23 protein-coding genes and 1 pseudogene are annotated in these 21,888 nt (G+C 74.1%); 15 read left to right on the forward strand and 9 right to left on the reverse strand.

Annotated features, from left to right (window positions below):
• Positions 1-14: 14 nt before the first annotated feature.
• From ACZ52R_RS15120 to ACZ52R_RS15135, 4 genes are all read right to left on the reverse strand, one after another.
• Positions 15-1,409, reverse strand: coding sequence for a LutB/LldF family L-lactate oxidation iron-sulfur protein (locus tag ACZ52R_RS15120; RefSeq protein WP_465753563.1), 1,395 nt, complete (start codon positions 1,407-1,409; stop codon positions 15-17).
• Positions 1,410-1,426: 17 nt separating this feature from the next.
• Positions 1,427-2,188, reverse strand: a complete 762-nt coding sequence (locus ACZ52R_RS15125) for a (Fe-S)-binding protein (protein WP_465753564.1) — start codon at positions 2,186-2,188, stop codon at positions 1,427-1,429.
• Positions 2,189-2,382: 194 nt separating this feature from the next.
• On the reverse strand, positions 2,383-3,564 hold the full coding sequence (locus tag ACZ52R_RS15130; RefSeq protein WP_465753552.1) for a globin domain-containing protein: 1,182 nt from the start codon (positions 3,562-3,564) through the stop codon (positions 2,383-2,385).
• 89 nt (positions 3,565-3,653) lie between these two features.
• A complete protein-coding gene (locus ACZ52R_RS15135; protein ID WP_465618077.1) occupies positions 3,654-4,097 on the reverse strand; it encodes an RrF2 family transcriptional regulator in 444 nt (147 codons plus the stop codon).
• Between the two features lie 330 nt (positions 4,098-4,427).
• Between ACZ52R_RS15135 and ACZ52R_RS15140 the strand changes: the two genes are divergently transcribed.
• From ACZ52R_RS15140 to ACZ52R_RS15150, 3 genes are all read left to right on the forward strand, one after another.
• On the forward strand, positions 4,428-6,038 hold the full coding sequence (locus tag ACZ52R_RS15140; RefSeq protein WP_465753553.1) for a virginiamycin B lyase family protein: 1,611 nt from the start codon (positions 4,428-4,430) through the stop codon (positions 6,036-6,038).
• Positions 6,039-6,144: 106 nt separating this feature from the next.
• Positions 6,145-6,780 carry a helix-turn-helix transcriptional regulator gene (locus ACZ52R_RS15145; RefSeq protein ID WP_465753554.1) on the forward strand — a complete coding sequence of 212 codons (636 nt, stop codon included), beginning with the start codon at positions 6,145-6,147 and terminating at the stop codon, positions 6,778-6,780.
• Between the two features lie 117 nt (positions 6,781-6,897).
• Complete coding sequence (locus ACZ52R_RS15150) at positions 6,898-8,028, forward strand: aminotransferase class I/II-fold pyridoxal phosphate-dependent enzyme (protein ID WP_465618083.1); 1,131 nt, start codon at positions 6,898-6,900, stop codon at positions 8,026-8,028.
• Between the two features lie 137 nt (positions 8,029-8,165).
• Here the strand turns inward: ACZ52R_RS15150 and ACZ52R_RS15155 are convergent, their stop codons facing one another.
• The 3 genes from ACZ52R_RS15155 to ACZ52R_RS15165 all read right to left on the reverse strand — a co-directional run bounded on the left by ACZ52R_RS15155 (position 8,166) and on the right by ACZ52R_RS15165 (position 9,873).
• On the reverse strand, positions 8,166-8,948 hold the full coding sequence (locus ACZ52R_RS15155; RefSeq protein ID WP_465618085.1) for a glucosamine-6-phosphate deaminase: 783 nt from the start codon (positions 8,946-8,948) through the stop codon (positions 8,166-8,168).
• A 207-nt stretch (positions 8,949-9,155) separates the two neighbouring features.
• Positions 9,156-9,563, reverse strand: coding sequence for a hypothetical protein (locus tag ACZ52R_RS15160; protein ID WP_465618087.1), 408 nt, complete (start codon positions 9,561-9,563; stop codon positions 9,156-9,158).
• A 172-nt stretch (positions 9,564-9,735) separates the two neighbouring features.
• Complete coding sequence (locus tag ACZ52R_RS15165) at positions 9,736-9,873, reverse strand: hypothetical protein (protein ID WP_465753555.1); 138 nt, start codon at positions 9,871-9,873, stop codon at positions 9,736-9,738.
• A 427-nt stretch (positions 9,874-10,300) separates the two neighbouring features.
• On the opposite strand from ACZ52R_RS15165, the gene ACZ52R_RS15170 reads away from it, so the two are divergent.
• From ACZ52R_RS15170 to ACZ52R_RS15185, 4 genes and pseudogenes are all read left to right on the forward strand, one after another.
• Entirely contained in the window at positions 10,301-11,062 is a 762-nt protein-coding gene (locus ACZ52R_RS15170; protein WP_465618091.1) for a serine/threonine protein kinase, read from the forward strand.
• Complete coding sequence (locus ACZ52R_RS15175; RefSeq protein ID WP_465753556.1) at positions 11,059-12,678, forward strand: protein kinase domain-containing protein; 1,620 nt, start codon at positions 11,059-11,061, stop codon at positions 12,676-12,678. Before ACZ52R_RS15170 ends, ACZ52R_RS15175 begins: the two co-directional genes overlap by 4 nt.
• Before the next feature lie 91 nt (positions 12,679-12,769).
• A complete protein-coding gene (locus ACZ52R_RS15180) occupies positions 12,770-12,997 on the forward strand; it encodes a hypothetical protein (RefSeq protein WP_465618095.1) in 228 nt (75 codons plus the stop codon).
• Positions 12,985-13,197, forward strand: a pseudogene (locus ACZ52R_RS15185) (ionic transporter y4hA); the annotation flags it as partial. The gene ACZ52R_RS15180 and the pseudogene ACZ52R_RS15185, both read left to right, overlap by 13 nt.
• 427 nt (positions 13,198-13,624) lie before the next feature.
• Here the strand turns inward: ACZ52R_RS15185 and ACZ52R_RS15190 are convergent.
• Positions 13,625-14,602, reverse strand: coding sequence for an LPXTG cell wall anchor domain-containing protein (locus tag ACZ52R_RS15190; RefSeq protein ID WP_465753557.1), 978 nt, complete (start codon positions 14,600-14,602; stop codon positions 13,625-13,627).
• Between the two features lie 454 nt (positions 14,603-15,056).
• Here ACZ52R_RS15190 and ACZ52R_RS15195 point away from each other — a divergent pair, with 454 nt between their 5' ends.
• The 8 genes from ACZ52R_RS15195 (at position 15,057) to ACZ52R_RS15230 (ending at position 20,943) form a co-directional block, all read left to right on the forward strand.
• Positions 15,057-16,340 (forward strand): geranylgeranyl reductase family protein, encoded by a 1,284-nt coding sequence (locus tag ACZ52R_RS15195; protein WP_465618099.1) that lies wholly within the window; start codon positions 15,057-15,059, stop codon positions 16,338-16,340.
• A gap of 202 nt (positions 16,341-16,542) precedes the next feature.
• Positions 16,543-17,229 (forward strand): TNT domain-containing protein, encoded by a 687-nt coding sequence (locus tag ACZ52R_RS15200; RefSeq protein WP_465618101.1) that lies wholly within the window; start codon positions 16,543-16,545, stop codon positions 17,227-17,229.
• Between the two features lie 141 nt (positions 17,230-17,370).
• The gene (locus ACZ52R_RS15205; RefSeq protein ID WP_465753558.1) at positions 17,371-18,003 is read left to right on the forward strand and encodes a GNAT family N-acetyltransferase; all 633 of its coding nucleotides are present in this window, start codon (positions 17,371-17,373) and stop codon (positions 18,001-18,003) included.
• A 70-nt stretch (positions 18,004-18,073) separates the two neighbouring features.
• On the forward strand, positions 18,074-18,940 hold the full coding sequence (locus ACZ52R_RS15210; protein WP_465618105.1) for an alpha/beta fold hydrolase: 867 nt from the start codon (positions 18,074-18,076) through the stop codon (positions 18,938-18,940).
• A gap of 115 nt (positions 18,941-19,055) precedes the next feature.
• Positions 19,056-19,499 carry an HAD family hydrolase gene (locus tag ACZ52R_RS15215; protein ID WP_360494057.1) on the forward strand — a complete coding sequence of 148 codons (444 nt, stop codon included), beginning with the start codon at positions 19,056-19,058 and terminating at the stop codon, positions 19,497-19,499.
• Between the two features lie 65 nt (positions 19,500-19,564).
• The gene (locus ACZ52R_RS15220) at positions 19,565-19,963 is read left to right on the forward strand and encodes a DUF3040 domain-containing protein (RefSeq protein WP_465618108.1); all 399 of its coding nucleotides are present in this window, start codon (positions 19,565-19,567) and stop codon (positions 19,961-19,963) included.
• 86 nt (positions 19,964-20,049) lie between these two features.
• Complete coding sequence (locus tag ACZ52R_RS15225) at positions 20,050-20,346, forward strand: PRC-barrel domain containing protein (protein ID WP_360494063.1); 297 nt, start codon at positions 20,050-20,052, stop codon at positions 20,344-20,346.
• Positions 20,347-20,358: 12 nt separating this feature from the next.
• Complete coding sequence (locus tag ACZ52R_RS15230) at positions 20,359-20,943, forward strand: type 1 glutamine amidotransferase domain-containing protein (protein WP_465753559.1); 585 nt, start codon at positions 20,359-20,361, stop codon at positions 20,941-20,943.
• A gap of 44 nt (positions 20,944-20,987) precedes the next feature.
• Here ACZ52R_RS15230 and ACZ52R_RS15235 read toward each other — a convergent pair whose 3' ends face one another.
• Positions 20,988-21,842: an ATP-dependent DNA ligase gene (locus ACZ52R_RS15235; protein WP_465618273.1), complete on the reverse strand. Its 855-nt coding sequence runs from the start codon at positions 21,840-21,842 to the stop codon at positions 20,988-20,990.
• Between the last annotated feature and the right edge of the window lie 46 nt (positions 21,843-21,888).

Below are 21,888 nucleotides of genomic sequence, written 5' to 3' on the forward strand. Positions count from 1 at the left end.
GGTCGTGTGCGGTTTCACGTGCGGTTCCTCCGCCACCAGTCGCGGAACGGTTCGGCGGGCACCTCCGGCAGGTCCCGGGTGTCGGTCCACGCGCGCCCCGGCCCGGGCAGCCGGCGCGGGTGCAGCGCGCGGGTGCGCCCGGCCAGCCGTTCGGCGGCCGCGAGTGCCGCCGGGTGGTCCAGCACGTACCCGGCGGCGGCCATCGCCGCCCGCTCCAGCGGGTGCCCGCCCTGCTCCGTGACCCGCTCGCGCAGGTGCACCAGCACCTCGGGGATGTCGATCGCCACCGGGCACACCTCGTAGCAGGCCCCGCAGAGCGAGGAGGCGTACGGCAGTGAGGCGTCCACCGGGCTTGCCGTGCCGCGCAGTTGGGGCGTCAGGATGGCGCCGATCGGGCCCGGGTACACCGAGCCGTACGCGTGCCCGCCGGCCCGCTCGTACACCGGGCAGACGTTGAGGCAGGCCGAGCAGCGGATGCAGCGCAGCGCCTGGCGGCCGACCCGGTCGGCGAGCGCGGCGGTGCGGCCGTTGTCCAGCAGCACGAGGTGGAACTCGGACGGGCCGTCGCCCGCGCTCGTGCCCGTCCACATCGAGGTGTAGGGGTTCATCCGCTCGGCGGTGGAGGAGCGGGGGAGCAGTTGGAGGAAGACCTCCAGGTCCCGCCAGGTCGGCACGACCTTCTCGATCCCGACCACGGAGATCAGCGTGCGCGGCAGGGTGAGGCACATCCGACCGTTGCCCTCGGACTCGACGACGACCAGGGTGCCGGTCTCGGCGACCATGAAGTTGGCGCCGGAGACGGCCACCCGGGCGCGCAGGAACTTCTCCCGCAGGTGCAGCCGGGCGGCCTCGGCGAGTTCGGCGGGGGAGTCGGTGAGGCCCTCGGGCGCCGGCCGGCCCCAGGCGGCCATCCGTTCGGCGAAGATCTCCCGGATCTCGGCGCGGTTGCGGTGGATCGCGGGCACCAGGATGTGCGAGGGGCGGTCGTCGCCCAACTGCACGATCAGCTCGGCGAGATCGGTCTCGTAGGCGGTGATGCCCTCGGCGGCGAGCACCTCGTTCAGCCCGATCTCCTGGGTGGCCATCGACTTGACCTTGACGACTTCGGTCTCTCCGGTGGCCCGGACGAGGCCGGCGACGATCCGGTTGGCCTCCTCGGCGTCGGCGGCCCAGTGCACGGTGCCGCCGGCCGCCGTGACGGACTCCTCCAACTGCACCAGGTAGCGGTCGAGATGGCGCAGCGTGTGGTCCTTGATCGCCTTCCCGGCCTCGCGCAGCTCCGCCCAGTCGGCGAGTTCGGCGACCGCCCGGGCCCGCTTGTCACGGATGGTGTGGGTGGCATGCCGCAGGTTGGCGCGCAGCCGCTCGTCCCGGACGGCCCGGGCGGCGGCCTCGGGGAAGGCGGGCATGCCGAGGAACGCTTGCGTCACGCGGGCCCCCAGGGGTGTTCCTCGGTGCTGGCCAGGACCTCCGCCAGGTGCAGCGGGCGAAGCGTCTCGCCCCGGCGGCGCAGCGTGCCGTCGAGGTGCAGCAGGCAGGAGTTGTCGGCGCCGCACAGCACCCGGGCGCCGGTGCCGAGGGCGTTCGCGACCTTGTCGGCGGCCATGGCGGCCGACACCGCCGCGTTCTTGACCGCGAAGGTGCCGCCGAAGCCGCAGCACTCCTCGGCGCCGGGCAGCTCGACCAGCTCCAACGCCCGGACGGCGCGCAGCAGTCGGCGCGGCCGCTCGCCCAGGCCGAGCAGCCGCAGGCCGTGGCAGGAGGGGTGGTAGGTGACGGTGTGCGGGAAGTACGCGCCGACGTCCTCGACGCCGAGCACGTCGGTCAGGAACTCGGTGAGCTCGTACACCCGGGGCGCCAAGTCGGCGGCGAGGTCGGCCAGTTCGGTGCCGCGGCCGTCGGCGGCGGCCCGGGCGCCGATCCGCGGGTAGTTGTCGCGGACCATCGCCACGCAGGAACCCGAGGGCGTGACCACGTGGTCGTATCCGGCGAAGGCCCGGGCCGTGCGCCGCACCAGCGGTTCGCAGCCCTTCCGGTAGCCGGTGTTGTACTGCGGCTGCCCGCAGCAGGTCTGCCCGGCGGGGAATTCCACCGTCACGCCGAGGCGTTCCAGCAGCCGCACGGTGGCGATCGCGGTGGCGGGGTACAGCGCGTCGTTGACGCAGGTGGCGAACAGCGCGACCCGCATCCGGGCTCCCTCCGGTCGTACGGCACCGGCCCGCTCGTGATCGGGCACCGGACCGCTCGTGATCGTATCGAGCGGACCGGTGCCGTGGGGGGAACTCGCGCTCCTGCGCCCGAAGTCGGGTGCCGGAGCCGGAGGTCAGCTGCGGGAACCGGAGGTCAGGCGCCGGAGCCGAAGTCAGCTGCCGGAGCCGGAGGTCAGGCGCCGAGCCACAGGTCCGGGCCGAACACCTCGTAGTGGATGTCCGCCGCCGGGACGCCCGCGGCCAGCAACTGCGGGCGGACGGCGCGCAGGAAGGGCAGCGGGCCGCAGAGGTAGGCGGTGGTGCCGGCCGGAACCTCGACGGAGGCGAGGTCCACCAGCCCGGTGCGCTCGGCCGGCCACTCGCCGAGCGGCTGTTCGTAGAAGACGTGGGCGGTGGCGTTCGGCAGTTTGGCGGTCAGCTGCTCCAGGTCGGCGCGGAAGGCGTGGCCGAGCTGGTCGCGGTCGCCGTGCACCGAGACGATCCGGCGGGTGGAGCCGGTGGCGGCGAGGTGGTCGAGCATCGCGGTCATCGGGGTGTTGCCGATGCCGGCCGAGGCGAGAAGGACCGGGCCGTCGCCGTCGGTGAGGACGATGTCGCCCATCGGGGCCGAGAGCTCGACGGTGTCGCCGGTCCGCAGGTGGTCGTGCAGGTGGCCGGAGACCTCGCCGCCGGCCTCGCGCTTGACGGTGAAGCGCAGCGCGCCGTCGGCCTCGCCGGAGAGGCTGTACTGGCGGATCTGCCGGGCACCGTCGGGCAGTTCGGTGCGCACGGAGACGTACTGGCCGGGCCGGGAGGCGGGGACGGGGCGGCCGTCGGCCGGGCGGACCAGGTAGCTGGTGACGGTGTCGGTCTCCTGGTAGCGGGTCACCACGGTGTAGGGGCGCCACAGGTCGGCCGGGCCGCCGCCCGCGGCGGCCTCGGCGCGCAGCCGGTTCTCGATGGCGATCAGCGCGTTGGCCATCAGCCAGTAGACCTCGTCCCAGGCGGCGGCGACCTCGGGGGTGACGGCCGCGCCGAGCACCTCGACGATGGCGGCGAACAGGTGCTCGTGGACGACCTTGTACTGCTCGTTGTCGATGCCGACCGAGACGTGCTTGTGGGCGATCCGCGCGAGCATCGCGTCCGGGCGCTGGTCCGGGTGGGCGATCAGTGCGGTGGCGAAGGCGGCTATCGAGCCGGCCAGCGCCTCGCGCTGGGTGCCGTTGGCCTGGTTGCCCCGGTTGAAGAGGTCGCGCAGCAGCTCGGGGTGGGCGGCGAACAGCCGGTCGTAGAAGCGCGGGGTGATGTCGCCGATGGCGGCGCCCACGACGGGCAGGGTGGCCTCGATGACCTCGGTGGACTTCGCGGACAGCATCAGTCGGGCTCCTAACTGGCATCTGAGATGCGTATTAAAGGCCGTGCGGTGGCGCGCGACCCCGATGGGCGGGTGCGATCGGTGGGTGATCAGTCGGTGGGTCCGGTGCCGAGGCCGAGCAGGACCGGCCCGGTGGGCGCGGCGACCAGGTCGTCGACGCAGAGCGGGTCGAGCGCGGCGAAGAACGCCTCCTGGGCGTTGCGCAGCGCCCCGCGCAGCCGGCACGCGGCCCGCAGTGGGCACGGCGGGTCGTCCTCGCAGCCGACCACGTCGCCGACCCCCTCCAGCTCCCGCAGCAGCAGCCCGAGCGAACCGGTCCGCCCGGCGAAGGTGAGCATCAGCCCGCCGCCGCGACCGCGCCGAGCCTCCAGCACCCCCAAGTGCTGCAGGCGGCTGACCACCTTCGCCGCGTGGGTGTACGGCACGCCGACCGACTCGGCCACCTCGCGGGTGGTCGGGTTGTCGCCCTCGTCCAGCACGGCCAGCCGCATGGCGATCCGGAGGGCGATGTCGGTGCTCTTGGTCAGCCTCACGTTCGAAACGCTATCTAATACGACTCCAAAACTCCAATTTCCTGCACGATCCTGAACCGTTCGGCCCGGGGGCTACCCCGGTGAATCGGTCGAATCTGAACAGTTGGCGACATTAGTTGTCACTCCCTGACGGGCAGTCAGGGTGGCTTCTACGCTTCGTGCGGCCCCGGGCCGCCCCTCGCGTGGTGCCCGTGCGGCCCACATCGCCCACCCGCATGTGACGTACCACACGTGACCCGCGGCCCAGCAGCCCAGCAGCACCGCCCGTATCGCCGACCGCTTGGAGAGACCGTGAGAACACGCCGAGCCCCCCGCCGGACCCTGACGGCCGTGACCGCGATAGCCGCGGCCACGGCCGCACTGCTGTCCCAGCCCGCCACCGCCCAGGCCGCCGCACCGCCGCCGACCGTCACCGCCCAGGTGCCGGTGGCGCCCTACCCGGCGGGCGTCGCCCTCGCGCCGGACGGCGGCCACGCCTACGTGACCAGCCAGAGCAGCGGCACCGTCAGCGTGCTGGACACCGCGAGCAACACCGTGAGCGGCAGCTTCACCGCCGGCACCGGCTCCTACGCGGTCGCCCTCTCGCCCGACGGGCACCGCGCCTACCTGACGCACCACCTGGACAACACGGTCAGCGTCGTGGACACCGCGAGCCACACCGTCACCGCGACCGTCCCGGTCGGCCCCCAGCCCTGGGGACTCACCCTCTCGCCGGACGGCTCGCGCGCCTATGTGAGCAACGCCGCCGCCAACACTGTGAGCGTGCTGGACACTTCGTCCAACATGGTGACCGCGACCGTCCCGGTCGGCGCCGAGCCACACGGGCTGGCCGTCTCGGCGGACGGCAAGCGGCTGTACGTCGCGGCCTCCGGCGACAAGGCGGTGAACGTCGTCGACACCGCGGGCAGCGCGGTGAGCGCCACCGTTCCCGTCGGCCACAGCGCCTTCGGCCTCGCGCTCAGCCCGGACGGCAGCCGTCTCTGGGTGGCCGACGGCGACGACAGCACGGCGGCCGTGATCGACACCGCGGCGAACACGGTCCTCGGCACCGTCCCGGTCGGCGCCGGCCCGTACGCCGTCACCGTCGCCCCGGACGGCTCGGCCGCGTACGTGTCCAACTACGCCGACAACACGCTGAGCGTGGTGGACACCGCGAGCCGGACCGTCACCGCGACCGTCCCGGTGGGCGCGAGCCCGTACACCCTGGCGCTGGCCGCCGACGGGCGGCACGGCTACCTCGCCGACTTCACCGGCAGCGCCGTCCAGCTGCTGCACTTCCCGCTGCCCGTACCGGCCGTGACCGCGATCACCCCGAACGGCGGCTCCGGGACGGGCGGCACCACGGTGACCGTCACCGGCACCGACCTGAACGGTGCCACCGCGGTGACCTTCGGCGCGGCCGGCGCGGCCACCTCGTTCAGCTGCACCAAGACCCGCTGCACCGCGACCGCCCCCGCCACCACCGTGACCGGTCCGGTGGACGTCCAGGTCACCACGCCCGGCGGCACCAGCGCGGCCGTCACCGCCGACCGGTTCACCTACGCCGCGCCCAGCGCCCACCTGGGCGTCGCGCTCACCGCGACCCCGGTGACCCAGCTGCTCGCCAGCCGGGTCGACTACACGATCACCCTCACCAACCAGGGGCCCGACCCGATCACCGCGGCCACCGTCGCCGCCGACCTGCCCGCCGGGCTGACCGCGACCTCCACCGACTGCGCCATCGCCGCCGGGAAGCTCACCTGCACGCTGGCCGCACCGCTCGCCAAGGGCGCGACCGCCACCCGGCACTTCTCGATCAAGGTCGGCCTGTTCTCGCTGGTCCGCAGCTGGGACGTCACCGTGGCCCGCTCCGCCGGCGCGCCCGCCGACCCGTCGCCCGGCACCAGCCGGGACACCCGCAGCTGCTCCTCCGTCCTCGGGCTGTCGATCACCTGCACGTAGGACCTGCCGCTCACCCGCGCGCCGAGGCCCTGCCGGACCGTTCCGGCAGGGCCTCGGCCGTCGGCGGTTCTGGACTAAGTGTCCGATCTGGACGTACAGTCCAGACATGCCCTCGGAGAACACCGACCCGCGCGTCCGGACCTTCGCCCCGGTCTGCCGCGCGGTCGCCCTGCTGCTCGGCCCGTACGCCGAGGTGGTGCTGCACGACCCCGCCACCGACCGGGTGCTCGCCATCTGGAACCCGATGACCCCCCGCGCCCCGGGCGACCCGTCGATGCTCGGCGAACTCGACGAGGTCGACCCCTCCGCCCCCGACGTCTACGGCCCGTACGAGAAGTCGCTGCCCGACGGCCGCCGGCTCTCCTCCGTCAGCGCCGTACTGCGCGACGACGCCGGACGGCCCTCGGCGGTGCTCTGCGTCAACCTCGACCGAGGCCCGCTCGAACAGGCCGCCGCCCTCCTGGCCGGCTTCGCCGCCCCCACCGCGCCGCGCCCCGAACCGCTCTTCGAACGCGACTGGACCGAGCGGATGAACGACGTCATCGGCGCCCACGTCCGCGCGCAGGGCCGCCCGCTGGAGCGCTTCACCCGCGAGGACCGGCTCGCCGTACTGCACGAACTCGACCAGGCCGGGGTGTTCGCCGTCCGACGCGCCGTCCCCGTCGTCGCCACCGCGCTGCGGATCTCCCGCTCGACCGCCTACAGCCTGCTCGCCGAGCTCAAGCACCCCGCAGGCCCGTGAGCCCCGCCCACCCGTGAAGCCCCGCAGGCCCGTGAGCCCCGCAGGCCTCGCCGCCCCGTAGGACAGCAGGACCCGTAGGCCCCGCAGCCCCGCAGGCCTCAGGAAGGAACAGCTCCCATGCCCCAGCTCCCCGAATTCCGGCTCGAAACCCACCTCTCGCGCTGGGAGTTCACCGCCCCCCACCACCTCACCGCCTCCGACGCCCAGACCATGACGATGGCCGAGCTGCTCGCCCTGGCCGGCCCCGAGGACCGCGAGGCCTGGGACACCCTCGCCCTCGGCTACACCGAGACCTTCGGCGACCCCGGGCTGCGCCGGGCGATCGCCGGGATGTACGAGCGGGTCGACGCGGACGACGTGCTCTGCTTCGGCGGCGCCCAGGAGGGGCTCAACCTCGCCATGCGGGTGCTGCTCGAACCGGACGACCACGCGGTCGTGGTGACCCCCAACTACCAGTCCGCCGAGACCATCCCGCTCTCCCTGTGCGAGGTCACCGGCGTCGCCCTGGACGAGCGGCAGGACTGGGCGCTCGACCTCGACGCGGTCGAGGCGGCGCTGCGCCCCAACACCAAGGTGCTGTCGGTCAACTTCCCCAACAACCCCACCGGCGCGGTGATCGACGCCGCCGACTTCGCCCGGCTCGTCGACATCTGCGACGAGCGCGGTATCCGGGTCTTCTCGGACGAGGTCTACCGCGGCCTGGAGCGCGACCCGGCTCGCACCCTGCCGCAGGCCGCCGACCTCTCCGAGCGGGCCCTCTCCCTCAACGTCACGTCCAAGTCGCTCGGCCTGCCCGGCCTGCGGATCGGCTGGATCGCCTGCCGGGACAAGGAGCTGCGCGCCCGCCTGGAACGGGCCAAGCACTACACCACGATCTGCAACTCGGCACCGAGCGAGGTGCTGGCCCGGATCGCGATCACCGCCCGGGAGCGGATCCTGGCGCGCAACCGCGGCATCATCGCCGAGAACCTGCCGCTCTTCGACGCCTTCTTCGCCGAGTTCGCCGACCTCTTCGAGTGGCGCGCCCCGGACGGCGGCTGCGTCGCCTTCCCGCGCTACCTCGGGGCGGACGGCGTGGAGGACTTCTGCACGGGGCTGGTCGAACAGGCGGGTGTCATCCTGCTGCCCGCGAGCATCTTCCGCTCCGAGCTGACCCCCACCCCGACCGACCGCTTCCGCATCGGCCTCGGCCGCCGCGACCCGGGCCCGGCCCTGGACGCCTTCGCCGCCTGGCTCCGCAAGCGCTGACCGGCGCACTCCGGCACCCGCCGCACTCCGGCACCCGCCGCACTCTGGCACCCGCCGACACGACGAGGCCGGGGCGCCGGCCACCGAGGGGATCGGTGGCCGGCGCCCCGGCCGTCACGGCTGCGCCGCGGGAGTGCTCAGAGCTTCTGCCAGGCCGGCTTGGCCGCGTAGGTGTCGCGGAAGTAGTCGGCGAGCTTGAGGCGGGAGGCGGCGGCCTCGTCGACCACCACGGTGGCGTGCGGGTGCAACTGGAGCGCCGAGGCGGGGACGGCGGCGGACAGCGGGCCCTCGACGGAGAGGGCGACGGCCTCGGCCTTGGCCTCGCCGGTGGCGAGCAGCACCAGGTGGCGGGCCTCCAGGATGGTGCCGATGCCCTGGGTGATGACGTGGTGCGGGACCTCGTCGATGCTGTCGAAGAAGCGTGCGTTGTCCTCGCGGGTCTGCCGGGTCAGGGTCTTGATCCGGGTCCGGGAGGCCAGCGAGGAGCAGGGCTCGTTGAAGCCGATGTGGCCGTCCGTGCCGATGCCGAGAAGCTGGAGGTCGACGCCGCCGGCCTCGGCCAGCGTGCGGTCGTAGGCGGTGGCCGCCGCGGCGATGTCCGTCGCGTTGCCGTCCGGGCCCAGGAAGGAGCCCTCGGTCAGGCCGAGCGGCTCCACGACCTCGCGCAGCACCACCGAGCGGTAGGACTCCGGGTGGCCGGCAGGCAGGCCGACGTACTCGTCCAGCTGGCAGATGCGCGCCCGGGAGGCGTCCAGCCGGCCGTCGCCGACCCGCGCGGCGAGGGCCTGGTAGATCGGCAGCGGGGTCGAGCCGGTCGCCACGCCGAGCAGGGCGTCGGGCTTGTCGGTCAGCAGATCGGTGATCGCCGCGGCGATGAGTTCGCCGGCCGCTGGGGCGTCTGGGACGATCACGATTTCCATACTGGGTCCACCGTTCTGAGGCGCGTATGAGGTCTAGACCTTCGAGGTCTAGACCAGTTTGCCGTGAACGGGTGCCCCAGGTCCACCCGAGGCCTGGTCGGGGGCGGTGTGCCCGGAAGGGTCGAGGGCCGAGGGGCGGTGCGACCGGGATGGCCGAACTGGCAGGGCGGCCGCCGGGAACGGGGGTCCCGGCGGCCGGCCCCGTGATCAGAACGGGTTGGTACAGGTGGTGACCTGCTTGGCCGCGTCCAGCGCCGGGCCGGCGGTGGCGCAGATGATGCGCAGGTCGGTGGTGACGACGCGCGGGGTGACGGCCTTGGCGGAGCCTATCCGCACGGTGGTGGCCGAGGCGGCGGTCTCCCACGGGCTGCCCCAGGCGGCCTGGGTGCGGACCTCGACCCTGACGACCGTCAACTGGGCCGGGTCGGCGGTGACCTGGGCGACGCCGACGACGCCCTCGCCGTCGGCCTGGTGCGAGATGCAGGGGCGGTTGAGCACCGTGGTGCAGGCCACGGTGTCGGTCTCGGACGTTGCCGTGGCGGCCAGGGCCGGTCCTGCCGTTAGCCCGGCGATCCCTGCCACCGTCATCATCACAGCTGCGATCCGAGTGCGCATGATGCGAACCTCCTTGGAAATTAAGGGAATCTCACTCCTTGGGATGAGTGTTGCACACATTGTGAACGCCGCGTGTGTGCGTTGCGTCACACTCATGGTGACCATTCAACTACATACCGCAAGCATTTCGCCGAGTGTTCGATATCCGGACGGCCTACGGCCTGGCGGGCGATCAGTTCGTGGGCGGCAGCACCATCCGGCGTCCGGCCGTCGTCCCGCCGTCCGCCGGCACCGAAGCGCCGGTCCGGTACCCGAAATCGTCCGAGGTCAGCGCCAGGATCGCGCGCGCGATCCCCTCCGGCTCGGCCATCCGTTCCAAGCCCCCGACGTTCAGCGGACCGTAGGCCTTCTTGAACTGCGCCCAGGCCGCGTCCGGGATGCCCGGCGGCCGGACGCAGGCCGTGTCCGCGGTGCCCGGGAGGACCGCGTTTGATCCGGATGCCCTTGGTGCCGTACGCCGGTGCCGCCGCCTTGACCAACCCTTGGATCGCTCTTTTGCTCGCCGTGTACGCAGCGCCGTTCGGCCGGGCCCGCCTCGGCCGACCGGCCCGACCCTCCGACCGGAAGGAGGAGGGCGCTCCTCCCATGGGTGGACGGCAACTCCGGTCGAGCCGGACGGCGTTGGGGCGTTGGCGGCGTTGCGGCGTTGGCGGTGTCCCTTCACTCGTCCGGGTGGCGGATTGCCGACGGGGCGAATCGGGCGGATACCATCGACCCGATCCCACGGAGGTGGCTGCGTGGACACGGTCATCGTGCAACTTCCCGGTCCGGGGCCCGAGATGGCGCCCGGCGAAGCGCCCGCGCTGGTGCGGATGGGCCCGGGCGAGGCCGCGGTGTTCGGGCGCGGCGAGCCCGGCCGACCGGTCGCCATCCCGCTGCCCGACCAGGGCGTCTCCCGCCGCGCGGGCGAGGTGGTCGCGGCCGAGGACTACTGGCGGCTGTCCAACTTCAGCGCCTCCGCGACCTACGTCGTGGAGAACCTGGAGGGCGCGGGGGAGCACATCAAGGTCGCCCCCGGCCGGCTCGGCGCGCCCGTGCCCTTCGAGCTCTCCCGCGTGCTGCTGCCCGCGCTCGGCGAACCCGCCTCCTTCAAGGTCTTCGCCCCGCAGCACGCCTACCTGGACGGCCGTCCCGGCGGCGCCGACGGCGAACACACCGTCAGCCCGTTCGCCCTGGACCCGACCGCCAAGTACTTCCTCGTGCTGCTCGCGCTCTGCGAGCCCCGGCTGCGCTCGCCCTCCGCCGCCGCCGTCCCCGGGGTGACCGAGGTGCTGGCCCGGCTGCGCGCCCTGCCCTCCTGCCACGGGCTGACCCGCTCGGCGGTGAACTACCACATCGACTACCTGGTGGAGACCAAGCTGCGGCTGCGCGAGCCGTACGAGGAGGGCCCGGGCGGCGGCAAGCGCGAGGAACTCGCCGCCCTGGCACTGAAGTTCGACCTCGTCCGGGAGGAGCACCTGGCCCTGCTCCCGCCCCGGCGCGCGGCCGCCCGGCCGTGACGCCCGACGTCGGGCCCGACGCCGGGCCCCATCCGGAGCCGCCGAAGGGACTGCCCACCGACCACCACCGACCGGACGACCCTCCGCCGGAAGGCCGGTCGCCGCAAGACCCGTCGTCGGACGGCCCGCCCTTCGAGGTCCCGGACGGCTACCCGATCGCCGGCTACCGCCTCGGCGCCTTCCTCGGCGCGGGCGCCTGGGGCAGCGTCCACGCCGCCGAGGGCCCGGACGGCACCCCGGTCGCCGTCAAGCTCCTCGGCGGCGCCCGGTTCAGCCCCGGCCAGCGGCGGACCGTGGCCCGGATGGCCCGCAGCGAGCAGCGCTTCAGCCGCCGCGCCGACCACCCGCACCTGATCCGCACCTTCGCCGTGGTCACCGTCGAGGACCCGGACCACCCGGCCCTGGACGGTGCCGTCGCCCTGGTGATGGAGCGCGCCGCCCGCAGTCTGCAGGACGTGCTGGCCGTCGCCCGTCCCGGCGGTGCGGTGCCCGGTGCCGAGCGGATCCTCGCCGAGGTCTGCGCCGGGCTGACCCACATGCACCGGGTCGGCTGGGTGCACGGGGACCTGAAACCGGCCAATATCCTCCTGATGCCCGACGGCACCGCCAAGATCGCCGACTTCGGCCTCACCGCGGAGCTGGAGGGCACCCACGCCTACGCCCCGCCGCTCGGCTCGCCCGACCACGTCCCGCCCGAGTGGTGGTCCCAGCGCACCGGCGCGCGCGGTGTCGCGGTGCGCCCCAGCGCCGACGTCTGGGCCTACGGGGTGATCGCCCACCAACTGCTCACCGGCGGTCCGCACCCCTTCCTCGGCGCCACCGCCCGGGCCCGTTCGCTGGCCGCCCAGGCGTACGCGCGCGGCGCGGCGCCGCTCCGGCTGGACGCGGCACTGCCCGCGCGATGGCGTCCCGTGGTCACCGCCTGCCTCGCCCCCGGGCAGGAGGAACGGGCCCGCGCCGACCTCGCCGCGCTGGTCGCCCGGGCCACCGCCCGTCCGGCCCGGCACCGCCGCGCCGCCGTACGGGCCGGGGCGGGCCTGCTGGCCTGCGCGCTCGCCGCCCTCGCGCTGACCGGCGGTCCTGAGCCCGCCGGGCCGGGCGCCCACCGCGCCCGGCTGCCCGCTCCGCCCCCGCTGTCGGCCCCGCCCCCGCTGCCCGGCGCGATCCCGGCGGGCTCGGACGTCCCGGTCGCCTACCGGGACATGATCCTGAACGCGGCCCGGCGCTGCCCCGAGCCGGAGGTCACCCCGGTGCTGCTGGCCGCGATGCTGAAGGCCGAGAGCGGCTTCGACCCGAACGCCGCCCGCCCGGAGACCGGCGAGTACGGCATCGCCATGTGGACGCCCGGCGTCTTCGAGGCCTGGGCCAAGGCGGCCACCCACCCCGGCCCGAAGTCGTACTTCGACCCGGGCGACGCGATCGCCGCGATGGGCAACTACGTCTGCTGGCTCGACCAGCAGCTCAAGCGCAGCGGCTTCACCCGCGACCTGCCGGCCCTGGTCACGGCCGCCTACCGGACCAGCGACAAGACCGTGGAGGCGACCGGGGGCGTCCCGGACCGGGTGCGGGCCCATGTCGACAAGGTGCTTCAGTACCTTGCCGACTACGGCGGGTGAACGCGTAAACCGGGATCAGTTATGCCATACCCCCACGTATCCCGGCGCGGGCACTCGGGTGACGGGCGCCAGGTCTGGGATCCTCGGCGGCATGATCACGAAGCTCCGCGCGGGCGCCGCGCAATGGACCGTCGTCGTTCCGGTGGTGTCGTTCGTCGTGCTCGTCCTGACCTGGCACAAGGACCTGCCCGGCTGGGTGGTGGGCGTGGTCGCGTGCTTCCTGGTGGCCGCCGTACTGTCCGCCGTGCACCACGCCGAGGTCATCGCGCACTGGTCGGGGGAGCCGTTCGGATCCCTGGTGCTCGCAGCATCGGCCTGACCATCCCGGCGGTCGCGATCGCCTCCGCCTGGCTGTCCGGCCCGCTCGTCCTCGGCCTCGGGTCGGCGCACATGGTGCTGCTGACCCTGACGATCGTGCTGGGCATCCTCACGGTGATCCCGCGCCGGGCGACGCTGCTGCAGGGCGCGGTGCACCTGGCGGTGCTCGCGGGGTACGCGGTGCTGGCGGTGAACCCGTGAGGGTGGGTCAGCCGTAGTCCCAGGTGGAAGTCCCTGGCCCGTTCCCCCGTGCGGCCAGGGGCTTCCGGCGTTCCGGGGGTCGGGGCCTGGCGGGTCAGGCGGGTCAGGCGGGTCGGGTGGGTCAGGCGGCTCTGGTGAGGTTCGTGGTGCCGGTGGTGAACCCGGGACGGCGGGCCGCCCGTAGACCGGGATGAGGGCCGCCGGTTTCACCCCCGTGGCCGGGGGCCCTCGTCGGCGACGGCACCGTCGGCCGTGCCCCCCCGGGGACACGGGTGCCGTCGTACGACACGGAGCCCCCGGACCCGCGACTGCCCGCGGGGCCAGGGGCTCCGTGATGCCGCGGCTCAGACGCGGCGGGTGCCCGAGGCGGGTGCCCGAGGCGCGGTCAGCGCCTCGGGCGGGCCCGGTGCCTCGGCAGTCCGGTGCCTCAGGAGGAGGTGCGGCGGCGGCGCGTGTAGACCACCGTGCCCGCGCCCGCGAGCAGCAGGACGGTGCCGGCGCCCGCGTACAGCAGGGTGCCGTCGCTACCGGTGCTGGCCAGCTTCTTGCCGTCCGAGGCGGCACCCGGGATCGGGGTGGGGACGCTGACCTTGGTGGGCAGGGTCAGCGGCTCGTCCGGGTTGACCGGGGTGTCGGTGGTGGGGGTGTGCACCGGCACGGTGGCGGTCGGCGGGTTCGACGGGCCCGGGCTCGGGACGTCGGTGGGGGCGCCGGTCGGCTCGTCGGTGGGCGCGCCGGTCGCCGGGGCGGTGGACGCAGGCGTGGTGGGCGCCGGGGTGGTCGGGGTCCCGGACGGCTTCGGGGTGGCGCTCGGGGTCGGCGAGGCCGGAGCCGACGGGCTGTGCGACGGCGTGGTCGGCACGCTGGTCGGGCCGGTGGACGGGGTCTTGGTGGGGGTCGGCGTCACGGTCGGCGAGGGCTTGCCGGTCGGGGCCGGGGTCTGGCCGCCGCAGTCGACCTTGAAGACCTTGTGCTTGGGGTTGTTGAGCTTCGTGCCCTGCGGCAGCTCGCCGTTGACCAGCTCGACGGACTGCCAGTACAGCTTGTAGTGGCCGTCCGGCAGGTGGATGTCCTCGGTGCGGACGTGGCCGTGGCCGTCGACGGGGAGGTCGCCGTACGCGACGAGCTTCTCCGTGGGGCCGCCTCCGACGGTGGTGATCGCCCAGATCACGTCCTGGTTGGCGTCGAAGCCGAAGGAGTCCAGGTAGAAGCTGCAGACCTTGGGCTCGTTGCGGACGTCCTCCTGGCCGGTGGCGGCGTCGTGGATCTTGACGGTGCCGTTGTTGCCGGGGGCGCCGCCCTTGCCGCCCGCGGTGGCGTGCGCGGCGGCGGGGGCGAGCAGCATCAGGGCGGCGGCGGTCGGGACGGCCACCAGGGAGCGTGCGGCGGTGGAGCGGATGCGCATGGCTAGTTCCATCGGGTTCGGCAGGCCGGACGAGCCTGCGCGGTGGGAGGGAGCCTCTGGTCGGCCGTTCGGCGGGAGCCGGTGCCGTACGACGGGAGGGGCACAAAAGTTCCCGCAGAGAGAAACGTGACGCAAGGGAGGTTTGGCCGAAATGCATCGCTGTGGACGGTTAGTCCGACTAGTTCGTTACAACGATCCGATCACCCGGTTGTCGTGATTTCGTGTGCGCTCAGGCCGGTGCAGGTGGTCGGCGGCGATCGGTGGCGGTCAACTCCGCTCCCCGACCCGGCGGGTGAACCTGCGATGCCGAGGTGGCCGGTATTGACCGGTCCTCGGGCCCGGCCTGCGTGTCGGGGCGGCGTGCGGGCTCCAGGTTTCTCTATCGTCCGTCTGGAACCGCCCAGTCCGCTGATTCCGTTGCGCGTGCAGCCGATCCGACCCGTGGGAGAGTGCGATGCCCGGCCCAGAGCAGACCGCCGAGGAGAGTGCCGACGTCATCGTGGTCGGCGCCGGCCCGGCCGGCTCCACCGCCGCCGCCCACCTCGCCCGGACCGGCCTGGACGTCCTGCTGCTGGAGAAGTCCGCCTTTCCGCGCGAGAAGGTCTGCGGCGACGGCCTCACCCCGCGCGTCGTCAAGCAGCTGACCGACCTCGGCATCGACGTCTCCGAGGAGGCAGGCTGGCTGCACAACCGGGGCCTGCGGCTGATCTCCGGCCGGCGCTCGATCGAGTTCGACTGGCCCGAGCTCTCCGCCTTCCCCGGGTTCGGCCTGGTCCGCCGCCGCGCCGACTTCGACCACCTGCTCGCACGGAAGGCCGCCTCCTGCGGCGCCCGGTTGATCGAACGCGCCAATGTCGCGGGCCCCGTGGTGGACGAGCGGACCGGCCGGATCACCGGCGTCACCGCCAAGCTGGGCGAGGACCGCCGGCCCGTCGCCTACCGGGCCCCGATCGTGGTCGCCGCCGACGGCAACTCCACCCGGCTGTCCGTCGCCATGAAGCGCTACCGCCGCACCGACCGCGCGATGGGCGTCGCCTACCGGACGTACTTCACCACCCCGCGCCACGAGGACCGCTACCTGGAGGCCTGGCTCGACCTGCGCGACCCCAACGACCCGGCCCGACGCCTGCTGCCCGGCTACGCCTGGGTGTTCGGCATGGGCGACGGTACCGCCAACGTCGGCCTCGGCGTCCTCAACACCGCCAAGACCGACGTGGACTGGCGGGAACTGCTGCGCCGCTGGTGCGAGGACCTGCCGCCCGGGTACGGCTACACCCCCGACGGCGTCACCGAGCCGATCCGCGGTGCCGCTCTCCCGATGGGCCTCAACCGCCAACCGCACTACGCGGACGGCCTGTTGCTCATCGGCGACGCGGGCGGCACGGTCAGCCCGGGCACCGGCGAGGGCATCGCCTACGCGATGGAGTCCGGCCGCTACGCCGCCGAGACCATCGTCCAGGCCCTCGCCCGCCGCACCGACCGCGGCCGCGAACTCGCCCTGCGCGCCTACCCGCAGGCGCTGCGCTCCGCCTACGCCGGCTACTTCGCGCTCGGCCGGCTGGCCGCCGACCTGCTCGGCCGTCCCAAGCTGCTCGGTGCCGCCGGGGCCACCGGACTCGGCCACCCGGCGCTGCTGAAGGTGGCGTTCCGGCTCATGGTCAACCTGACTGAGCCCAACTCCAAGGACTCCCTCGACCGGCTGCTCCACCTGATCGGGCGGGTCGCGCCGGGGCGGTGAGCGGAACCGAGCCGGACCGCTCATTCTTTCGAGTGAGCGGTCCCGTGTCCCGGCTTGGACGAAACCGGGGAATCCAGCACGCTTTCCGCCAAGTCGTGTTGACGAATGATCAGCAGATCCGCTTGCCTGGTACCCGTCCGGACACGGAGGGTGACTGAAGCACCTCTCCGCATGACCCATTGACCCCCATGACGGAGACACCGTGCGCCTTCGCCTTCGCCTGTTCGTCACGCCCCTTGCCGCAGCCGCCGCCGTGCTCGCCCCGAGCATCCCGGCCGCCGCCGCCACGGCCACCGCAGACACGGCCGCCGCCACCGGGCGGGCGGCCACCCCGTCCGACCAGTGCTCGGCCGCCTTCTTCCACGACGACGCGCGCCTCGGCCCGCAGGACCTCCCGACCGCCGGCCCGGTCGGCCGCCAGCTCGTCGGCTACCAGCGCACCGGCGGCGCGAGTGACCAGGCCTTCCTCGCGAAGTACTACGACCCGGCCGCCAACGGCGGCAAGGGCGGCTGGATCTACCCGCCCGCCGACGGCTACGTCACCCTGCCCGACGGCAGCCCGATCGAGTTCGACCTCACGCTCTACCCCAACCAGAACATCGACCGCTACGGCAGCGAGTACGGCGCCTTCCTCGCCCCCGAGGGCCTGCCCTACGCCGACCGCGCGATCCCGCCGCAGAGCCTGGACGGCAACCCGCCGGCCGCCTGCAACTACCACGACTACAAGGTCGTCAAGCCGTTCAAGGTGCACGCCGGCCCGATCGCGCCGTGGTTCAACCAGCCCGGCTGGGGCCTGCAGTACCAGCTCGACGCGGCCCTGGTGCCCGGTGGCCCGACCAAGCTGAACGTGATGTGGCTGGTCGACAACGGGTACCTCGCCCGGATCTGACCCCGGCTTCACGGACGGCCGCGCCCGGTGACCAGCCCCCTGGTCACCGGACGCCGCCACCACCACCGCCACCGGACGCCACCACCACCGCCACCGGATTATTCGCTGGCAGGCGCGGCGGACCGGGGGTAGGAAGGCCGGATGACCACCAGCGACACCCCCACCGGCGCCCCCACGGCCCAAACCCCCGCCGACCGGCGCGTCTTCCGGCCCGCCGTCCTCGACCTCGGCGGCGCCCTGCTGCGCCCCTGGGGACGCGCCCTCGACCTGTCCGGCGGCGTCGTCCCCGCACTCGTCGCCGCGTCGACGGACCCGGACATCGCCCGCTTGAACCCGTTGGGCGTCACCGATCCCGCCGCCGCCGAGGCCTACCTCGACCGTTGCGACACCCACTGGGCGGACGGCACCATGGCCGCCTTCGCCGTCACCGACGCCGCCCACGGCACCCTCCTCGGCAACGCCTTCCTGCGGTGGACCAACCAGGCCGACGGCGTCGCCATGGTCGGCTACTGGCTGCTCGCCGCCGCCCGGGGCCGCGGCCTGGCCACCCGCGCCACCACCGCCGTCACCCGCTGGGCCGTCGAGGCCGCCGACGCCCGGCGCATCGAGCTGTTCCACGCCGTCGGCAACGACCGCTCCTGCCGGGTCGCGGAGCGCGCCGGATTCCCGTACGAGGGCACCCTGCGCGCCTCGTGGCGCTTCGACGGGCGCGACTACCAGGACGAACACCTGCACGCCCGGCTGGCGACGGACCCGGACCCGGATCTCGGCTGACCGGGAGCGGCGGAAGAGCCTATGATCACTGGCGCTCCTATGGCTTCTGACGGAACGTGAGGAACGGTCGATGGCACTTCAGCACCACCACGGCGAGGTCAACGGGATACGGATGCACTGGGTCTCCGCCGGCGCCGGGGACCCGGTGGTCCTGCTCCACGGCTGGCCCCAGACCTGGTACGAGTGGCGCCACCTGATCCCGGTGCTGGCGGAGCGGCACCTGGTGATCGCCCCGGACCTGCGCGGGTGGGGCGAGACCGAGCGCCCCGCCGACGGCTACGACGTGGCCACCGCGGCCGCCGACGTCCGCTGCCTGCTCGACCGCCTCGGCGTCGGCAGTGCGCACGTCGTCGGACACGACTGGGGCACCCCGATCGGCTACCACCTGGCGGCCACCGACCGCGACTGGGTGCGCTCGTTCACCGCGCTGGAGGCGAGCATCCCCGGGGCCGGCGGCGAGGACCTGCTGAACTTCTCCCAGTCCTGGAACCCGCTGTGGTTCTTCCCGTTCCTCGCGACGCCCGGGCTCCCGCAGCAGCTCATCGGCGGCGGCGCGCAGACCACCTTCTTCACCTGGATCCTCACCCAGATGGCCCGGACGACCCCCGGCTCGCTCACCGAGGACGACATCGCGGTCTACCTGAAGGCGTACGGCGACGACGACGCGGTGCGTTCCAGCTGCGAGTACTACGTCAACACCTGGGTCAGTGCCGAACAGGTCCGCGACGCCGCCCGGGTGCCGCTCGACATCCCCGTGCTGGCCGTCGCCGGGGAGCGCTCCCTGGGGCAGCACATGATCGACTTCGTCCGCCGCCTCGCCCCGGACGCGCAGGGGGCCATCCTGTCGGGCTGCGGCCACCTCGTCCCCGAGGAGCGCCCCGCCGAACTCGCCCGGCTCGTCACCGACTTCCTGGCGGGCGTGGCCGCGACGAGCTGAGCCCTCGTGGCTGCCGCCGGGAAGTCCCCGCCCGGCAGGCAGCGCGCCGGACGGGTGAGCGGCCTAACCTGGAAGGGCGCGTACGGTGCGTGGCCTGCAAACGGAAGCGGTGGCCATGACGGTGATCTCGGCGGCTCTCTTCGGTACCGACTGGCGGCCCGCGCTGCCCGGTGGTGCCGAGCTGCTGCGCGAGTGCGCCGCCCGGGGCTGGACGGTCGTGCTGACCGGGCCCGGGCCCGTCGGGGCCCCGGCCCTGACCGTGGCCGCCCCCGGGGTCGATCCGTTGCGGGCGGCGCTGGAGCTGGTGGACGGCGGTCCCTCGCACGCCGTGGCCGTCGCCGGGAGCGTGCGCGAGGTGCGGGCGGCGCGGCGGGTCGGGGTGCCGTGCGTCGCCTTGGAGGCCGGCGGGGACGCCGGTCCGGAGCTGCGGGCGGCGGGTGCGGCCGAGGTCCACCGCGATGCCGCCGCCCTGCTGCGCGTCCTGGACGACAGCCTGCTCGCCCGTCCCCGGGCCTTCGGACCCGTGGGTGCCGGAACAGGCGGTGCCCGGAACGGTTAGCGCCGGCCCGCACCGGGAAATCGCCGGGTGCGAGCACGTCACCGGAAGTGTCGGAGGTGACCGAGATGGACGGACCCGCTTTGAGCGGTTGGGAGCGGCGGCTCCTCGAGGAGATCGAGTCCGATCTGCGCCAGGACACACGGCTCGACCGGAAGCTGAGCACGATGGGCGCCAAGCGGCCCAGCCGGGTCCGGCGCGTGCTCCGCGCCGTCGGGCACCGGGTGACGGCGGGGGTGGTGCTGACCGCTCTGGTGATGACGGCGATCTGCCTCAGCGTGGGCGTACGGACCCCGACCACGGCGGTGCTGGCCGCGCTCGGGGTGGTCTGGGCGGCCACCGTGGCGGCCGCGGTCGCCACCTCGGAGCTGCTGCGCCGGCGCAGCGCCTCCCGGGCGGGCCGGGCCGAGCCGGAGGAGCCCCGCGAACGCCGCGAACGGCGGCCCTGGGACCGGCCGGAGGCGTGACGCGATGACCGAGTCGCGATGAGCGAGTCGCGATGAGTGAGCCCCGATGGGTGAGCCGCGATGAGTGAGCGGAGTGAGGTGGGCGCATGAGTACCGTCCTGTGGGAGCACCGTCCGGGCTCCCATCCCGCCGCCGACCTCGGCCTGGTCGGGTACGAGGTGCAGGCCACCGACGGCCCCGTCGGGCGGGTCGAGCAGGACACCGGGGACCACCTGCTGGTCGACGCCGCGCCGTGGGTGCCGGGCACCCGCGTGCTCGTCCCGGTCGGCCTGGCCGCCCGGGTCGACCACCTCGAACGCGCCGTCCACCTCGACTGCCCGCGCGCCAGGCTCAGTTCCGCCCCGCCCGCCGCGGTCGACCTGACCGCCCCCCACCCGCGCTGAGCGGCTGATCCCATGGGCTGGCCGTCCACCACGCTCACCGGCCGGACGATCGCCTTCCTGGTCGCGCCGTACGGTGTCGAGCAGGCCGAACTGACCTCCCCCTGGCAGGCGGTCGCCGAGTCCGGCGGCATCCCGCGCCTGCTGTCCACCGCCGAGGGGCGGATCCAGGCCGTGCGGGACCGCGCCCCGGGCGACACCTTCGCCGTGGACGCCCTGGTCGCCGAGGCGGACCCGGCCGGCTACGACGGCCTGGTCCTGCCCGGCGGCGTCGCCAACCCCGACCACCTGCGGCTCGACCGCCCGGCGGTCGCCTTCGTGCACGCCCTCTGCGCCGCCGGCCGCCCGGTCGCGGCGATCTGCCACGCGGCCTGGACCCTCATCGAGGCCGACGCCGTCCGCGGCCGCACCCTGACCTCCTGGCCCAGCCTGCGCACCGACCTGGTCAACGCGGGCGCCCACTGGGTCGACGAACCGGTCCACGTCTGCCACGACGGCCCCGGCCCGCTCGTCACCAGCCGCAAACCGGGCGACCTGCCGCACTTCGAGGACGCGTTCGTGACGGAGTTCGCCCACGCGACGGCGAAGCGGCGCACGTAGCGCGTGCGGATCGTACGGGAGGCCACCGTCGGCACGGGGTGGCGTCAGTCGCCCCGGAGGCGGACGAAGGTGGCGGTGGGCGGGCGGCCGGTGAGGGTGATTTCGGCGCGCAGCGGGCCGGTCAGGGGGTGGACCGGGCCGTGGTCGGGGTCGGTGGTGGCCGGGCCGAGGAGGGGGCGGGTCACGTCGGCGACCTCGCGGGACTGGACGGCGGTGAGCCGGGGCGTCGTCAGGAAGACCCGGCCGTCGTCGAGCCGGAGGATCAGCGCGTGCGGGCGGGCGGCCGGGCCGGTGACGGCGCGGACGGTGGCGTCGAGGGTGTCGCTGCGGCGGTACTTGACCCAGGCGTGCCCGGCGCCGCGCGGCCGGTAGGGGGAGCCGGCGGCCTTGCAGACGAGGCCCTCCACCCCGGTGTCGGCGAGCTGTTCCATCCACTCCAGTGCCTCCGTCCGGTCGGTGGTCGCCATCACCGGCTGGATCGGCGGCGGGACGTCGGCCAGGGCGGCGAGCAGCAGGCGGCGGCGGTCGGTGAGCGGGAGCCGGCGGACGTCGCGGCCGGGCAGGGCCAGCAGGTCGAAGGCGATCAGGCCGAGCGCGACGTCCGGGGCGGCGGCGCGGGCCTGGCGGGTGCGCAGCAGCTCGCCGAAGGCGAACCGGCCGCCGCGCCAGGCGACCAGTTCGGCGTCCAGGACCAGCCCCTCGGGCAGCCGGCCGACGGCGGCGGCGATCGGCGGGAACTCGGGGGCGAGGTCGCGGCCGGTGCGGGACTGCAGGACCGGCGGCCGGTCGCCGCGGGCGAAGGCGATGCAGCGGAAGCCGTCCAGTTTCAGTTCGTACTGCACGCCACCGCCGCCCAGCCCGTCGGCGGGCGGTACGGCGGTGACGGCGGCGGGGCGCATCACCTCGACGGGCGGCTGCAGGACCTGCCGTGCCTGCCGGCGCGAC

The sequence above is a fragment of the Kitasatospora sp. NPDC034023 genome (assembly GCF_055575795.1).

Bases quoted from the DNA above. Each gene is read 5' to 3' on its own strand.
- ACZ52R_RS15120 (WP_465753563.1), bottom strand. From the start codon at position 1,409: ATGCCCGCCTTCCCCGAGGCCGCCGCCCGGGCCGTCCGGGACGAGCGG.
- ACZ52R_RS15125 (WP_465753564.1), bottom strand. From the start codon at position 2,188: ATGCGGGTCGCGCTGTTCGCCACCTGCGTCAACGACGCGCTGTACCCC.
- ACZ52R_RS15130 (WP_465753552.1), bottom strand. From the start codon at position 3,564: ATGCTGTCCGCGAAGTCCACCGAGGTCATCGAGGCCACCCTGCCCGTC.
- ACZ52R_RS15145 (WP_465753554.1), top strand. From the start codon at position 6,145: ATGCCCTCGGAGAACACCGACCCGCGCGTCCGGACCTTCGCCCCGGTC.
- ACZ52R_RS15150 (WP_465618083.1), top strand. From the start codon at position 6,898: ATGCCCCAGCTCCCCGAATTCCGGCTCGAAACCCACCTCTCGCGCTGG.
- ACZ52R_RS15155 (WP_465618085.1), bottom strand. From the start codon at position 8,948: ATGGAAATCGTGATCGTCCCAGACGCCCCAGCGGCCGGCGAACTCATC.
- ACZ52R_RS15160 (WP_465618087.1), bottom strand. From the start codon at position 9,563: ATGCGCACTCGGATCGCAGCTGTGATGATGACGGTGGCAGGGATCGCC.
- ACZ52R_RS15165 (WP_465753555.1), bottom strand. From the start codon at position 9,873: ATGGCCGAGCCGGAGGGGATCGCGCGCGCGATCCTGGCGCTGACCTCG.
- ACZ52R_RS15180 (WP_465618095.1), top strand. From the start codon at position 12,770: ATGATCACGAAGCTCCGCGCGGGCGCCGCGCAATGGACCGTCGTCGTT.
- ACZ52R_RS15190 (WP_465753557.1), bottom strand. From the start codon at position 14,602: ATGCGCATCCGCTCCACCGCCGCACGCTCCCTGGTGGCCGTCCCGACC.
- ACZ52R_RS15195 (WP_465618099.1), top strand. From the start codon at position 15,057: ATGCCCGGCCCAGAGCAGACCGCCGAGGAGAGTGCCGACGTCATCGTG.
- ACZ52R_RS15205 (WP_465753558.1), top strand. From the start codon at position 17,371: ATGACCACCAGCGACACCCCCACCGGCGCCCCCACGGCCCAAACCCCC.
- ACZ52R_RS15210 (WP_465618105.1), top strand. From the start codon at position 18,074: ATGGCACTTCAGCACCACCACGGCGAGGTCAACGGGATACGGATGCAC.
- ACZ52R_RS15215 (WP_360494057.1), top strand. From the start codon at position 19,056: ATGACGGTGATCTCGGCGGCTCTCTTCGGTACCGACTGGCGGCCCGCG.
- ACZ52R_RS15220 (WP_465618108.1), top strand. From the start codon at position 19,565: ATGGACGGACCCGCTTTGAGCGGTTGGGAGCGGCGGCTCCTCGAGGAG.
- ACZ52R_RS15225 (WP_360494063.1), top strand. From the start codon at position 20,050: ATGAGTACCGTCCTGTGGGAGCACCGTCCGGGCTCCCATCCCGCCGCC.
- ACZ52R_RS15230 (WP_465753559.1), top strand. From the start codon at position 20,359: ATGGGCTGGCCGTCCACCACGCTCACCGGCCGGACGATCGCCTTCCTG.
- ACZ52R_RS15235 (WP_465618273.1), bottom strand. From the start codon at position 21,842: ATGCGCCCCGCCGCCGTCACCGCCGTACCGCCCGCCGACGGGCTGGGC.